The 14315-nt window shown below is 63.5% G+C and carries 15 protein-coding genes and 1 tRNA gene; 1 reads left to right on the plus strand and 15 read right to left on the minus strand.

Features of this window, described 5'->3' with window-relative positions:
• The 7 genes from Q0W88_RS09180 to Q0W88_RS09210 all read right to left on the minus strand — a co-directional run.
• On the minus strand, positions 1 to 213 hold a 213-nt coding region (locus tag Q0W88_RS09180; RefSeq protein WP_297802574.1), incomplete at its 3' end, for an arginase family protein.
• Positions 214 to 229: 16 nt separating this feature from the next.
• Positions 230 to 305 (minus strand) — tRNA-Thr (locus Q0W88_RS09185).
• Between the two features lie 44 nt (positions 306 to 349).
• Positions 350 to 967: a hypothetical protein gene (locus tag Q0W88_RS09190; protein WP_297802577.1), complete on the minus strand. Its 618-nt coding sequence runs from the start codon at positions 965 to 967 to the stop codon at positions 350 to 352.
• Positions 964 to 1692 (minus strand): type III pantothenate kinase, encoded by a 729-nt coding sequence (locus Q0W88_RS09195; protein ID WP_297802580.1) that lies wholly within the window; start codon positions 1690 to 1692, stop codon positions 964 to 966. Before Q0W88_RS09195 ends, Q0W88_RS09190 begins: the two co-directional genes overlap by 4 nt.
• On the minus strand, positions 1685 to 2698 hold the full coding sequence (locus tag Q0W88_RS09200; protein ID WP_297802583.1) for a biotin--[acetyl-CoA-carboxylase] ligase: 1014 nt from the start codon (positions 2696 to 2698) through the stop codon (positions 1685 to 1687). The genes Q0W88_RS09195 and Q0W88_RS09200 overlap by 8 nt, the downstream gene beginning before the upstream one ends.
• Positions 2649 to 3269, minus strand: coding sequence for a glycerol-3-phosphate 1-O-acyltransferase PlsY (plsY, locus tag Q0W88_RS09205; RefSeq protein ID WP_297802586.1), 621 nt, complete (start codon positions 3267 to 3269; stop codon positions 2649 to 2651). Before plsY ends, Q0W88_RS09200 begins: the two co-directional genes overlap by 50 nt.
• Positions 3269 to 5095, minus strand: coding sequence for a DegV family protein (locus tag Q0W88_RS09210; protein WP_297802589.1), 1827 nt, complete (start codon positions 5093 to 5095; stop codon positions 3269 to 3271). The genes plsY and Q0W88_RS09210 overlap by 1 nt, the downstream gene beginning before the upstream one ends.
• A gap of 134 nt (positions 5096 to 5229) precedes the next feature.
• Here Q0W88_RS09210 and Q0W88_RS09215 point away from each other — a divergent pair, with 134 nt between their 5' ends.
• Complete coding sequence (locus Q0W88_RS09215; RefSeq protein ID WP_297802592.1) at positions 5230 to 5436, plus strand: hypothetical protein; 207 nt, start codon at positions 5230 to 5232, stop codon at positions 5434 to 5436.
• On the opposite strand, the gene Q0W88_RS09220 is transcribed toward Q0W88_RS09215, so the two are convergent.
• From Q0W88_RS09220 to Q0W88_RS09255, 8 genes are all read right to left on the minus strand, one after another.
• Entirely contained in the window at positions 5433 to 6797 is a 1365-nt protein-coding gene (locus Q0W88_RS09220; protein ID WP_297802618.1) for an ATP-binding protein, read from the minus strand. The genes Q0W88_RS09215 and Q0W88_RS09220 overlap by 4 nt on opposite strands.
• Before the next feature lie 40 nt (positions 6798 to 6837).
• The gene (locus Q0W88_RS09225) at positions 6838 to 7518 is read right to left on the minus strand and encodes a response regulator transcription factor (RefSeq protein WP_297802596.1); all 681 of its coding nucleotides are present in this window, start codon (positions 7516 to 7518) and stop codon (positions 6838 to 6840) included.
• A 23-nt stretch (positions 7519 to 7541) separates the two neighbouring features.
• Positions 7542 to 7934, minus strand: coding sequence for a hypothetical protein (locus Q0W88_RS09230; protein WP_297802599.1), 393 nt, complete (start codon positions 7932 to 7934; stop codon positions 7542 to 7544).
• A gap of 83 nt (positions 7935 to 8017) precedes the next feature.
• Positions 8018 to 8926: an arginine deiminase-related protein gene (locus Q0W88_RS09235; RefSeq protein ID WP_297802602.1), complete on the minus strand. Its 909-nt coding sequence runs from the start codon at positions 8924 to 8926 to the stop codon at positions 8018 to 8020.
• On the minus strand, positions 8923 to 9906 hold the full coding sequence (dusA, locus tag Q0W88_RS09240; protein ID WP_297802606.1) for a tRNA dihydrouridine(20/20a) synthase DusA: 984 nt from the start codon (positions 9904 to 9906) through the stop codon (positions 8923 to 8925). Before dusA ends, Q0W88_RS09235 begins: the two co-directional genes overlap by 4 nt.
• Positions 9907 to 9913: 7 nt before the next feature.
• Positions 9914 to 10057, minus strand: a complete 144-nt coding sequence (locus Q0W88_RS09245; protein WP_297802609.1) for a hypothetical protein — start codon at positions 10055 to 10057, stop codon at positions 9914 to 9916.
• A complete protein-coding gene (locus tag Q0W88_RS09250) occupies positions 10054 to 13641 on the minus strand; it encodes a translocation/assembly module TamB domain-containing protein (protein WP_297802612.1) in 3588 nt (1195 codons plus the stop codon). Before Q0W88_RS09250 ends, Q0W88_RS09245 begins: the two co-directional genes overlap by 4 nt.
• The coding region (locus Q0W88_RS09255) for a BamA/TamA family outer membrane protein (protein ID WP_297802615.1) at positions 13638 to 14315 on the minus strand (678 nt) is incomplete at its 5' end. The genes Q0W88_RS09255 and Q0W88_RS09250, both read right to left, overlap by 4 nt.

Below are 14315 nucleotides of genomic sequence, written 5' to 3' on the forward strand. Positions count from 1 at the left end.
CGGCAGGTGCCGGTAACCCTCGGTCGGTGGCTGCCACGGGTTGACCGGTCCCTGGACATTGCCGTAATCCAGCACATCCAGCCCATGCGAACGCAGGGCTTCGGCGATGCCGGCCACGCGCAGGGCTTCCGGCCCCATCGAGGCACCGCGGTGTCCGGCGCCGATGTCGGTAGGAACGCCGATAAGGGCGATGGTGGGCGTATCGAGTGTCATGGTGGTTCCGCCTGATTGGTGCCGGCACCCGGATTCGAACTGGGGACCTACCGCTTACAAGGCGGTTGCTCTACCAACTGAGCTATGCCGGCATGGGACGCCCATTGTACGCGAGCCTCTTGCCTTTGCGTAGCCGTCAGCGGCAGGCCTGCACCGGGATTTTCGGGTTCTGCTCGGCCTGCCATTGGCTGAAACCGGCCTGATTGCGGATGCTGGCATCGATCCACCATTCCTGCCGGGTTTCCTGCTCACTGCGCAGCAGCGCTTCCAGACCCAGCTGCTGCACGATCCGCTGCCGCGCCTGCGCGTCCGCCAAGGCCGGAAAACGGCCGAGCGCGATGCTGTGGTCGGGCTGGATCTGCGGATTGCCGATCCCGGCACTGACCAGACTTTCCACCAGCAGCTCGGCATCTGCACGGCTGGCGCTGGCCGGGATATCCAGACGGTAACGGGTGCCGGTCAGCCCGTCGGCTTTGCGCATCTGCATGTCGAGGGTGATGTATTCCAGCGACTGCCAGGCCAGACGCATGCCGGCCTCATCGGCGAAGGGACCGATCCGCCAGCAGCTGCCGGCAGGAAGGCGTTGGCGATCCTGCTCCAATTGCAGGTATTCCTGGTGCAGAATCAATCCCGGCGTTCCGGCTTCGGTCATGGACAGCACGCTTTCCTGGCGGTCCGGTCGCCACAGATTCCACAGCAGGGCGCCGGCATTGGCAAACAGCAGGAGCAGACACAGACGGCGCAGCCAGATCATAGGCCGCTCAGTTCGATATAGCGCAGCATGCCGTTGAAAATCAGATCGGGCGCCGCTTCGGCCGTCGGCAGCAGTTTCAACCACGGCTCGGCACCGCCGCCGGTCACCAGAAGCCGTACCGGACGGCCATCGAAAGCGCCGGCGAGCACCCGGTCGATCATGCCCAGGGTCTGGTGGCGGATCCCGCTGGCGAGTGCATCCAGAGGGTTATCCGCGAGAAACCCGGCTTCGCCTTCGCCCTCGAACAGCCCGGGGAAATGATCGCGCATGCGCTGCCACTGGAAATCCGGACCCGGGGCGATCAGGCCGCCATGGTGCCGGCCGTCGGCGGCCAGCACATCCAGGGTCAAGGCGGTTCCGAATGAGAGTACCGCGCAGTCGGCCATCGCATCGCTGGCCGCAAGCAGGCCGAGGAAACGGTCCACACCCAACTGCCGCGGCTGTGCATAAGCGATGCACAGGCGGCCCATTTCGGCGCAGGATTCAATACGCGTCACCGGCTGCCGGATGTGCGACAGCAGATGTTCGAGACGCTCGGCACGCCAGCCCTTGCTGACCGTAGCCAGATAGACCCGCTCGTACTCGGCATCGGCCAGTAGTTCAAGCGCCAGATCGACGGCATGCGGATCGTCATAATCCAGGGCCGGCAGCGGATGCCAGCCGGCCGCCTCGCGGCGCGCCATCTTGATACGGCTGTTGCCGCTGTCGATCAGGCAATCAGCCATGGGCCACCCGCACGCTGACCTCGCCACTGTGCAGGCGGTGTTGACCGTCGGCATCTTCAAACAGCAGGGCACCATCGGCCGCAATGCCGCAGGCTCGGCCATCGCGTTGCCGGGCGCCGTCCAGAACGCGCACCGCCCTGCCCTGCAAGGCATCCAAGGCGCGCCATTCGGCGATGAACGCTGCAAGACCGTCGCTTTCGAAACGCTCGAAACCCTGCACCAACGCCGGCAACAGACCGGCCAGCAGACGGTTGCGGTCCAGCGCGGCGTTGGCATGCTCCGCCAATGACGCCCAGGCCTGATCGATGCCGGCACCGGCCTGGCGGGTCAGATGCACGTTGATGCCGAAACCCAATGTGACATCGCAGGGCCCATCGGCCTCCCCGCGCAGTTGGATCAGCAGGCCGCCGCATTTCCGGTCCTGCAGCCAGAGATCATTGGGCCATTTCAAGGCCAGACCGGCGATGCCCTGCGCCTGCAGGGATTTCACGATCATGACCGCGCAGGCCAGACTGAAGCCGGACATGGCGGCGACCGGAAGATTGAAACGGCGGTTGATGCTGCAATGGATATTGGCCAACGGCGGCGAGCACCAGTGTTTGCCGCGGCGGCCCTGCCCGGCCGTCTGCATTTCCGCCAGCCAGACCGCAATGCCCTGCGACGGCGCGGGGACGGCCATGGCCCGCAGCTGGGTGGAGTCGGTTTCGAAATCGACCTGCAATGCGCTGATCTGCTGCCGGATGCCGGCATCCAGATGCCCCAGAATGGCCGATGCCTCAAGCAGCGGCGTCGGTTGCGTCAGGCGATAGCCACGCTTCGGATCGGTATCAATCGCCAATCCGCGCTCACGCAGGTGTTCGATGCGCTTCCAGACCGCCGCACGCGATACGCCGAATTCGGCCGCGAGACGGACACCCGATTTCGGGCCATCCAACAGGGCGTTGATCAGGGCCGGATTATCCACGGCGGCCCGACAGAAGCCGCCCGAGCAGACGGACTTTTTCAAACCGGTTCTCGGTTCCCGCACGCAGACGCTGCAGATTGCTGCGATGGCTGTAGGTCAACAGCAGGGCGCTGGCGGCGGCGAACAGCCACAGCGGGGCATCGGCCCCTTGCACGGCCGCACTGACCGGCAAACTGATTGCCGCCAGAATCGTGGAAAGACCGACATAACCCGTCAGCAACAGGCATAGAATCCAAACCGCGAAAAGCAGAATCAAGGATTGCGGCCAGAGCAGAATCAGGCCCCCGACGAGGGTCGCCGCGCCCTTGCCGCCGCGGAACCCGTGCCAGAGCGGCCAGATGTGGCCGATCACGGCGGCGAACACGCAGGCCGCGGCAATGGCCTCGTTGCCGGGCAGGAAATGTCGCGCCAGCCAGACCGCCAACAGGCCTTTGCCGACATCGATCAGTACCACGCCGAGCGCAAAGACCATACCCTGCGTGCGCAGCGCATTGGTTCCGCCGGCATTGCCGCTGCCGAGGGTGCGGATATCGACGCCGCGCAGTTTGCCCAGACACAGACTGCCGGACACCGAGCCGATCAGATAGGCGATGGCAATCAGCACCCAAAGCATCAGACGGTCTCCGGAATGACCGGCTGATAGGAAATGACCAGGGCCCCGGGGCCGGCATGGGCGCCGATGGCCGGTCCGGATTCGACACACCAGGCCTGCGCGCAAGGCACCAGCGCCGTAAACGCCTTGAGCAAGGCCTGCCCGGCCTCGGCATCGCCGCAATGTCCGATGATGGCGCGGTAGCGCTGCGTGCGGTCAATGCGTTTGGCGACATGGCGTGCATAGCGTTCGATGATGTTGCGTTTGCCGAACAACCCACTGTTGAGGGCCAGCTTGCCTTCGGCCGACACTCTGGCGATCGCGGTCAATCCCAAAGCATTGGCGATCGGACCGGCCCAGCGCGGTATGCGGCCGCCGCGCACTGCATGACTGACATCGGCGGTGCAGGCCCAGGTTTCGGTGACAGGCCTTAGGCGCTCCAGCAGCGCCATGATCTGTCCGGGCGATTGACCGGCCTGCGCCGCTTCGGCCGCAGCAATGACCAACAGCCCCTGGCCGCCGGCGGCGTTGGCGGTGTCGAACAAGTGAATGCGGTCGGCGTGCCCGCGCTTGGCGGCGGCTTCGGCCGACTGCAAAGTCCCCGAAACCGCCCGCGACAGGCCGACATAAACCAGATGCGGATGATGCGACAGCAGGAACTCGAACTGCCGGCGGAAATCTCCCGGCGACGGCTGACTGGTTTTCGGCAGCACCAGCTCGGTGCGCAGTTTGTGATAGAACTCGCCGGTACTCAGTCCGACCTTGTCGAGGTAATCGGTCTCGCCGAAGCTCAGGCGCAACGGAACCCAATGCAGATTCAGCGACTCCGACAGCGACTCCGGCACATCGGCCGAGGTATCGGTGATGATCACGACCGCATCGGTACCGGCCGCGGTACGGGCCTGGGCGTGCATGTCATCGGCCTTGGTGCCCTCCACGCGTCCGAAACGGGCAGCCAGATCAAACAGCTGTTTCGGGTTGCCGACATGCGCATGCAGGCGCAGGCGCGAATGGGATCCAGCAATCACGACGCAGGAAGCGCCCAGATCGCCGACGGCGGCGCGCAACCCGCTGCGGTCGAGTCCATCGCCGAGAATCAGGCATTCGCTGCACCAGCGGTGTTCCGGATCGGCATCGGCCAGCTCCACATGCGCCTGCGACACTTCGATATCGGCGCAGTCGTTTTCGACATCGTCGTTCAGGTCGATGTCGCCTTCGAGAATGAACTGATAGACGCCTTCGAGCATATCGACGAAGCCCTGTGCGCCGGCATCGACCACGCCGGCCTTCTGCAGTACCGGCAGCTGGTTCGGGGTGTTGGCCAGCGCGGTGCGTGCCGCGATCAGGGCCTCCTCGAACCAGTGTCTGAAATGGAAGCCGCGCTCGCGGCAATGCAGGGATTCGGCAAACACGCTGATGACACTCAGGATGGTGCCTTCCTTCGGCTCCGACAGCGCCTCGCGGGCGGTCTCGGCGCCGTGCCGGATGGCCTGCGCCATCTGCTCGAGACTGGCGACCCGCGAGTGCCCGATACGCTCCGAGATGCCGGTGAAGAACTGGGCCAGAATCGCGCCCGAATTGCCGCGCGCGCCGTCAATGGCGTGCTCGCTGACCCGGCGCAGCAGTTCGCCGGTGCTCGAAGCGCGCCGGCTCAGGGCGCCGGTCAGCACATTGCCCAGGGTGAACGCCATGTTGCTGCCGGTATCGCCATCGGGAACCGGGAACACATTGATCTTGTTCAGCAGGTCCCGTTGCGCGATGACCCGCCGCGCACCGGAAATCAGCGCCCGCCGGAGCATCGGGGCGCGGATGACCGGGGTGTCGTGTTGCAGCGGTATTGTGTTCATTCGTTGTTATGGACTTCTGGGCCGGGATAATACCGCCGGCGGTCTGTCATTTTTAATGCACCGGCCCGATTCTTGCAACCTTTTTCGCGGCCGGCGCATCTCATTCAAGACCGTCCCGATGGAAGCGCAATCCCATGAAAACCGTACTGATCGTCGCCGCCCTCTGCCTGACCTTGGTGCTGATGTCCGGCATCACTGCCCCCAGCCGAAAGCCGGTCTTCCAGATCGGAGCACTGATGATGGCAGGCACCGGCCAGAGCCCTGCGGTGGCCGAGGGCCGCAAACGGTCCGCGGCCGGCCAGCCGCGCTGGTTGCGGGTGGTACCCGGCCTGTTCCGCTAGTTCAGACAGGGCAGGCGTATGGTGAATCGGGCACCGCCCAATTCACTGGAGCGGTCCACCGACAGCGTTCCGTTGTAGGAACGGATGATGTCCTGCACGATGGCCATGCCGATGCCGTGGCCCTGCACACGCTCATCGCCGCGCACCCCGCGCTGAAGGATTTTCGGAATATCCTCCGGTGCAATGCCCTTGCCGTCATCTTCGATGCACAGATAGAGGCCGGGCCGGCGCGCTGCCGGTTCGTATATCGGTTTCACGGTCAGCAGCACGCGGTGCTTGGCCCATTTGAAGGCATTTTCCAGGAAATTGCCGAGCAGCTCCTGCAGATCGCCCGGCTCGCCGGAGAACTGCGATTTGTCATCGACTTCGAACTCGCACAGCACGCCGCGTGACTGGTAGATCTTCTCCAGACTCTGCACGATGCTCTCGGCATGCGGCAGCACGTCGACCGGCGCGGAATACAGGGCATGGCCGGAACGCGCCGCGCGCGACAGCTGATAGGACACGATGTCGTTCATGCGCTGCACCTGCGCATAGACTTCGCTTTTGAAGGCCGCGGGGTCGTCGGCGTTTTCGATTTCCGACTGCAGCACCGCCAAGGGTGTCTTCAGGCTGTGCGCGAGATCGGCCAGGGTGTTGCGGCTGAGCTCGAGGTTGCTGCGCTCGCTGTCGATCAGGGCGTTGATGCTCCCGGAAATCGGCCGAAGCTCGTTCGGATAGATCTTTTCCAGACGCTGCTGCCGGCCGTCCTGAAGGGCTTTCATGTCGGTTTCAAGGACACGCAGCGGCTGCAGGCTCCAGCGCAGGATGGCAATCTGGACCAGCACCAGCAGAATGCCGGCGATGCCCAGATAGCCCCACAGCGATTTCCGGTACTCGGCGATCTGCTTGAATATTTCTTCCTCGCTTTCGTAGATGCGCAGCGTGATCGGCGGCGCATCTTCGAGCTGGGTGCTGGCGGTATAGCGGTAGGCCTTGATGCTGGAATCCTCGCCGATCGGCAGCGTGATCGGCCCGGTGAATTCGGGCGGAATGCCGATGCGCGGCGCCGGCGGCTTCGGCAGACTGAACAGTTTCACCGACTCCGACTGCCAGCTTCCGCCGGCACTGTCGAGCTGGGCATACAGGCCGCTGCGGAAGTTGTTGAAACGGGCATCCGGAAGATTGTCGATGGCCCCGGTCTGCAGCCGGCCGTTGCGGTCGAAGTTCACTTCGTCCCAGATGGCCAGCGCATAGCGTTCCATGCGCGCTTCCATGTTGTTGACCAGCGAACTCTGGAAGGCCTTGTCGAGCGCGATGCCGGTCAATCCGAGAAACGCAATCAAGCCGAAACTGGCCGCAATCAGCTGCCGCGCATGCAGGGACAGGGCGCGTCGCGCGGTGCTCATGGCAGACGGTGGATTATTCGTTGCGCGGAATGGCGAAGCGGTAACCGCGGCCGCGCACGGTCTCGATCGGTTTCAGCGTGCCGTCCGGATCGAGCTTCTTGCGCAGGCGGCCGACGAACACTTCCAGTACATTGGAATCGCGGTCGAAATCCTGCTGATAGATGTGCTCGGTCAGATCCGCCTTGGACACCAGCTCGCCGGCATGCAGCATCAGGTATTCCAGCACCTTGTATTCGTAGCTGGTCAGATCCGCGGCGACGTCGTTGATGGTGACTTTCTGCGCGGCCAGATCGAGTTTGACCGGCCCGCATTCCAGGCTGGGCTTGCTCCAGCCGGCGGCACGGCGCAGCAGGGCATTGATGCGCGCCAGCAGTTCTTCGACATGGAAGGGTTTGACCAGATAATCATCGGCGCCGTACTTGAGGCCTTCGACCTTGTCCTGCCAGCTGGAACGGGCGGTCAGGATCAGGATCGGGAATTTCTGGCCGGCATCGCGCAGACCGCGCACCACATCCATGCCGGAGAGTTTGGGCAGGCCGAGATCCACGACCGCCAGATCGAACGGGATTTCACGGCCGTGGAACAGGGCTTCCTCGCCGTCACTGGCGGTATCGACCGCGAAACCCTCGCGCTTCAAGCGTGCCGCCAGTGTTTCCCTCAACGGTGCTTCGTCTTCCACAAGCAGGATACGCATGACTCGTCCTTTCCGGGATGGGTTTAATGATCGGCGGTGCGGTTCCGTTGTCCGGGATCGTCATCCGCTTTCTGGACAGTTTCCACGGAACGGCCATTTTCGTCAAATAACTGCTGATGGATGATGATGCGGCCGTTCGGCATCTGGACCTTGATCTGGTTGAGCTGTCGGCCCTGCACGCTGACCGGTTTGGCACCGATGACCTTGCCGCCGGTCTGGCGTTCGACCTGGCGCACCGTGACCGTGCGCGGCTGGGAGCGCAGAGTGGCCTTGGTGTTGGGCAGGTTGCTACGCGGGCCGGCATCGCGATCCTGGGTTTTGGGCTCCGGCGGCATGCGCGGCGCCTGCGACGACTGCGCCAGCACGCCATGGGCACTTGCGGCAATCATCACAGCGGCGAGCAGACGGATCTTCATGGGCGTATGGTAGTACAAACCGACCGTTAGTTAAATAAAAGTTAGTTTGGCATGGCCTAGGTGAATTGGCTCTGAACCTGCGGTCAATAGATTTCACCGACACAGCAACGCAGCGAGCCGCCGGCCAACTCGAGGGTCGGCATCGGCACGGCCTGCAAGACGAAACCAGAATCGGCCAGCTGACGCCGCTGTGAATCATCGAGACTGGCCTCGGCACGCGCGCTGAGGAAGACCTCCCGGCCGCTGAGGGCAATGCAGTTGCCGGCATAATCGGCTTTCTGTGCCGGACTCAGGCGGACCGCACAATCGCCGTAGAATCCGGCGATGGCCGCGGGAACGCGGCGGTCATGGAAACCGCAGGGCGCAATGACCGCCGCACGTCCGGCCAAAATGCTGAGTACAACATTGGTGTGGTACTCGTCTTCGGCCAGATCGAACATCAAGGTGGCACGCAGGCCGAAGGCGGCGTGCATGGCGCGGGCACCGGCCTCGTCACAGCGCTCGCTCAACCCGCAATAGCCGAGACCGCGGGCGCGGTCGATGACCAGGGATCCGGTCAGTTCGCAGATCCCCGGCTGACTGCCAAGATCGATCAGCGTCCTTCCCAGCGTTTCGGTGAAGAAGCGCCGGATGTCCTCGCGCGCGGCTTCGCGCTGGCGGACCGAATGGCGCATATGGCCGATGATCAGGCGCTCCGTCGTCAACGCGAATACGTTGTTGGGGAACACCGCATCCGGAGTATCGGCATCGCCGGGAAAGCAGATGACCGGCAGACAGCGGCGGATGGCCGACTGCAGGGCCCGGTGCTCGGCATGCGCGGCAGCGGCATCGACCGGGGCCGTCATCCGCATGTAACGGTTGTCGGTTGCCGATTGTTCGGCCAAGCGGAATCCTTCCGGACTCAGCATGAACACCGCTTTGGCACAGGCCGGCGCATCGGGGTCGCAGCCTGCCGCGAACGCGAAGAACGCCTCGGGATCGCGGGTAATCACGGCGCTTCCCGGAAGCGCGTGGCGGCCAAGGCCTTGGCGATGACCGGCCAGCCGGCACCGGGAAGCGGTGCTTCCTGGCTCAGCACCTGCCGGAACAGCCTTCCTCCGGGCTGGCCGTGGAACAGGCCGAGCAGACACTTGCTGATGTGTTTGAGTGCCACGCCCGAAGCGCACTGCACCGTGACATAGTCCTGCATCGCCAACAGCAGCTGTTCACGGTCCTGCATCGCCGTACCGAAAATGGCGGCATGCATGCGGTGCAACCGATAGGGGTCCTGATAGGCGGCGCGGCCGATCATCACGCCATCCACGTTCGGCAACGCCTGCAGGCAGGCATCGACCTCGGACAGGCCGCCGTTAAGCACAATGCGCAGGTCCGGCCGTTCCTGCTTGAGACGGAATACCCAGTCGTAACGCAACGGCGGAATCTCGCGGTTTTCCTTCGGACTCAGGCCGCTGAGCCAGGCTTTGCGCGCATGTACGACGAACTCCCCGCATCCGGCCGCAGCAACGGTATCGACGAACTGCAGGAAAGCCCCGTAGTCTTCCTGTTCATCCACGCCCAGCCGGCATTTCACGGTCACCGGCACACGCACCGCCTGCTGCATGGCGGCGATGCATTCGGCGACCACCGCAGGTTCTTTCATCAGGCAGGCGCCGAAGCGGCCGGCCTGCACGCGATCGGACGGACAGCCGACATTGAGATTGATTTCGGCATAACCGTACTGTTCGGCGATGCGGCACGCTTCGGCCAGATGTGCGGCATCGCTGCCGCCGAGCTGCAGCGCCAGCGGCTGTTCGCGGGCATCGTACCCGAGCAGGCGCTCACGGTCGCCGAACAGCACGGCCTGGGCATGCACCATTTCGGTATACAGGCGCGCCTGCGGCGCCAGAAGCCGGTGGAACACACGGCAGTGACGGTCGGTCCAGTCCATCATCGGGGCAACGGAGAGGCGGATGCTGTCGGTGTATGCACTCATTGGACAATCATTTCCGCCAGTTCAATGCTGCCGAACTCTGCTCGCGCAGTTCGGACTGCTCGGATTCGATGGAAATGTCCAGACCGGCCTTGAGCAGATACTTCAGGGTGATGACCTGGCCGATGCCGAGTAGCGAAACACCGTAGCTCACCCGATGGTCAGCGTGGAGTCACCGAGCGCGCGCGATTCACTGATCGAGGCCTGGTCAAGACCGACCTTGCGGCCGAGCGTGCCGACCAGGAACGAGCCGCCGGCGTTCAACGCCATCGATTTGGCATTGATGGAATCGGCCTGGCCGGCGCTGACCGAATTCAGCGGGCGGCCGAACAGCAGCCAGGACAGCGCATCGGAGTCGGACATGGCCGGATTCGACACCACCGTGGTTTTCGGCTTGGCCGCCGATCCGGTGATCTGCAGGCCGACCGTGATGTTTTCTTCCTCGATCACCCGCTCGGTCAGGATGTCGAGCCGCGGCTCATACACCAGATTGTTGTTGTACTGCAGATTGCCGCGCTTGATCGCCAGCTCCTTGCCGTAGGCTGCGTACTCGCCGCTCAGACTGAGCGTACCGGTGAGCTTGGTCGGACTGTCGTAGGGACTGTCCACCATGACCCGTCCGCTCACGGCGCCATCCAGGCCATAGCCCTTGACCTTCACCCGGTCGCTGACGCCGACTTTCAGTTTAAGGCCCAAACGAAGCAGGTCCCGCTGCGCCTTTTCTGGCACCGGATCGACCACCACAACATCACTGGAGATGGCGACACTGGTGCTGAGCGTTTCCAGATTGACCAGTCCGCCGAGCAGATTGATGTCACCGTTGAGGCTGTAAATGCCGCCGGCATAACCGAGCAGCAGATCGGTATCGGCACTCAACTGCAGATTGGGCGTATCGGCCAGCGTCACGTTCTTGCCGATCAGGCGCAGGTCGATCGGTTGCGGGAGCTGATCCGCCGGATCCCAGACCCCGATCACCGACAGCCTTCCGTCGCCGGACTTGATCGACCCCTTGACCAGCATCGCCAGATTGTCGCTGCTCTTGGCGGTAATCTGACCGTCGGCCAGTTTCAGGCCGAGTGCGGGAATCTGCACATTGAAGTCCTGAAGTCGGTAGGCGCCGTTGATGCTGGGGGCATCGCGGCGGCCGCTGATTTCGATTTCACCGTTGATGCGTCCCGACGGCTGCGCCAGATCCAGGGAAAACAGCTCAAGCCAGGACAGCTCGTTGATCTGCAGTTTCAGGTTGCCGTTCAAGGGCGCATTCGGTGAAAAGCCGGTATCAAGGGCACCCTCGATCAGGCCGCCCTCGGGAAGACGCGCCTTCACCTCACCGGCAAGCCGGTTCGCCAGCCATTTCATCTGCAGCTGGAAATCCTCGATGCGCATGACTTCGTTGGCCGCGTTGGGCTTCACGCCTACCTTCAACAAAGGCACATCCAGATCGACGTAACCGGAACCGGTCAAGGCGAAATCCTTGGGCAGTTCGGCACGCAATGCCGCTGTCCCTGAATAGGTGAATTCCTTGCCGGCGTTGTTGATCCAGGGTTCAAGCAGGGAAAGCGGGAAATCGTCGCCCTTGACGGAAATCATGCGGCCGTCATCCTCTGCACACAGACGCGCACGGTGATCGGTACTGGCCAGACAGGCGGGCGTGAATCGGTAACCGGAACCGTCCAGCGTCACTAATGTGGGCTCCTGCAACTGCCAAATGCCGAGCACGCCACCATCGGCGCGCAGGGACTCCGGACGAATCCGGGTGACATCCTCCTGCCATTGCAGGGTGCCGGCGGAGTCCAAGGCGTACACGCCTGACTGCGCGGAAAGCCGGTAGCCGGCGTCACGCAGCGGGCCGTCCAAATCCAATGCGATGCGTTCGATTGGCTGGCCGTCAATCACGACATCATCGGCATCAAGCCGTGTCCGCCGATCGCCCAGCGTTCCACCGGACAAACGGATCCGGCCGGCCCGGTAATCCGCGATCTTTAGACCGCTGCCCTGCAGATCGACCCGGTAATCGGGGCTTTTACGATTGCCCTGCAACAGCATCGTACCCCGGACCAAACCGGACCACGACGGGCTGATGTCATTCAGATCCAGCGGCAGGAGGGCCGTGGCCACATCCAGTTTGCCGTTTCCGCTGCCTTTGAGCGTGACATGCGATGCGCCGGCATGCAGATCGGCATCACCGGCTACGGCAAGTCCCGCGAAACGCAGATCCGCTTTTCCGGAAAGACGGCGGCCGCGCAATTGACCGCCGAGATTCTGCACTTTTACCGTACCCTGCCAGTCCTTGCCGACCGGCTGCCGCACGGCGATGTGCAGATCGGCATTGACTGCTCCCGGGTACTCGGCGAAGAAATAACCGGGATCGAAATTCGCCAATTTGCCGTCAAAGGCGATGTCCATGGCCGGCTGCCAACGCAGACGCAGTCGGCCATCCAGGCCGCCCCGCGCCATATTCACTTTCATTCTAGGCAGATCGATTGCACCGTCGGTGCCGCTGCCGGCCACATCGAACCCGGCACGCTCCTTTCCGCGCAGCAGAGTGCCCGTGGCCTTGAGCTGCCACGCGCTGAGTTTGCCGCTGGCTTCGATGCGTGTACTGAGCACGACCGGCAACTGCTTAACCGTCTTTTTGGCGGAATTATTTTCCGGTACGGGCAGAATAAAATCGGAGAGTTGCAGCACCAAGGCATCGCTGCTGAGCTCGCCTTCCGTGTTCACGCTGCCCTGCGCCGAAAGCCGTGCGCCGGCGTATTGCAGGTGAACGTCTTCCAGGACAATACGGCTGCCATCCAAGGCGAATCGTGACGGCGCGATGATCAGCGTCTTGCCGTCCCGACTCAGCTCACCGGTAATCTGGGTGCGCCGGTCATCGCCGGAGGCGCCGAGTTGCACGCGGTAGGCATGCGCATCGACCAACCCGAGCATGGCGGGCTCGAAGCGCTCGCTGCTGGCCCCCAAGACCCAGAATGGCCTTCCGTCACGGGTGCTCAATTCCCAGTGGATGCGGACCGGTTCGGGCAATGCGCCCTCAACATCGAACAGGAAGCGTTCGGCATCGCCTTCGGCATGCAGTCGCAGTGCCGGCGGTGCGCCGGCAGCTTCGGTTTTGAGCCGCACCGTGCCGTCCAGCCGCGTGGCGTAAGCACGGTTCGGCCGGTAATCGCCATTGACGCGGATCCAGCCGTGCGCGGATTCGGCCTGCAGGTCGTTGAGGGTCAATGCGCCCGGGGCCAGTTCAAGACCGCCACGCAGGTCGGTGACCGCATACAGAAGCCGGTCCTGCTCGAACAACTGCAGATCGGAAACGTGGACATCGCCGGCACGGATGCGCAGCGGCAGATCGAGCGCCGGCAGACTTTCCGGCCAGCGCGGGAACTCGAAAGGCGTGTCGTCTTTTTTCAGATGCAGACGCACGCGCTCGGCGCGCAGATGCACGATGTTCAGATGCCGAAACAGCAAGGGCAGGATGCCGGCTTCAATTTCCAGCAACCCGGCTTCATAGCGCTGGTCGGGATCGGCATAGGACAGTTTCTCGAAACGCAATTCCCCGGCCAGCACACCATCGACCTTTTGCCACTGCAGGCGCGCTTCCTTGGGCAGTTGTCCCTGCGCCTGTGCCAACACGAAATCGCGGCCGGCCGTGCTGTGCAGCAGCCACGCGCCGAAAGCAACCGCCCCGGCCATGAGCGCCAGAAGCAGCAGTGCGAACCGCGATTTCTTGGACAGGCTCACAGGTCGGATCCGATGGTGAAGTGGATGCCGAAGCCCGGATCGGGACCGTTGAAGCCGTAGGCGAGATCGAAACGGACCGGGCCGATCGGTGATCGCCAGCGCGCGCCGCCGCCCACGCCGAAGTTGGCGTTCGGCTTGCGGTCGAAGGCATCGCCGACATCCACGAAACCGGCCACCGCCCATTCCGGATTCAGACGGTATTCGTATTCCATGCTGCCGACCGCCATGTAGCGGCCCCCGAGGTTGTACTTGCCGTAGTATTCGCCGATTTCCTTGTAGCCGTAGCCGCGCACGCTCTGATCGCCGCCGGCATAGAAACGCAGCGACGGCGGGAAGTACGGATAATTGCCGGACCAGGTCGCGCCGACTTCGGCGCGCATCAGCAGGCGGCTGCGGTCATTGAGCCCGACTATCCGCTTGTTCTTGACCGTGACCTGCACGAACGGCGCCTGCGAGGCTTCGAATTCGTAACCGGTGCGCGCCTGGTAATGCCAGGCCGAGCCGCTGGTCGGATACAGCGGATCGTCGCTCCGGCGCCAGACCGCATTGAACTCGGGGTAGGCCACAGCGGTGTACAGGACATCGCCGAGCGACTGGTCGATGTCGGGAATGGCTTCATCGAATCGTTCGCGGCGCACATTGAGGCTGGCCAGCAGATCCCAATTGCGCAATTC

Origin of the sequence: Arenimonas sp. GDDSR-1, assembly GCF_025980345.1 — a bacterium.
Lineage (GTDB): Bacteria > Pseudomonadota > Gammaproteobacteria > Xanthomonadales > Xanthomonadaceae > Arenimonas.

Coding starts and splice junctions, on each gene's coding strand:
- Q0W88_RS09190 (WP_297802577.1), bottom strand. CDS start 967: ATGATCTGGCTGCGCCGTCTGTGTCTGCTCCTGCTGTTTGCCAATGCC.
- Q0W88_RS09195 (WP_297802580.1), bottom strand. CDS start 1,692: ATGGCTGATTGCCTGATCGACAGCGGCAACAGCCGTATCAAGATGGCG.
- plsY (WP_297802586.1), bottom strand. CDS start 3,269: ATGCTTTGGGTGCTGATTGCCATCGCCTATCTGATCGGCTCGGTGTCC.
- Q0W88_RS09210 (WP_297802589.1), bottom strand. CDS start 5,095: ATGAACACAATACCGCTGCAACACGACACCCCGGTCATCCGCGCCCCG.
- Q0W88_RS09215 (WP_297802592.1), top strand. CDS start 5,230: ATGAAAACCGTACTGATCGTCGCCGCCCTCTGCCTGACCTTGGTGCTG.
- Q0W88_RS09225 (WP_297802596.1), bottom strand. CDS start 7,518: ATGCGTATCCTGCTTGTGGAAGACGAAGCACCGTTGAGGGAAACACTG.
- Q0W88_RS09230 (WP_297802599.1), bottom strand. CDS start 7,934: ATGAAGATCCGTCTGCTCGCCGCTGTGATGATTGCCGCAAGTGCCCAT.
- dusA (WP_297802606.1), bottom strand. CDS start 9,906: ATGAGTGCATACACCGACAGCATCCGCCTCTCCGTTGCCCCGATGATG.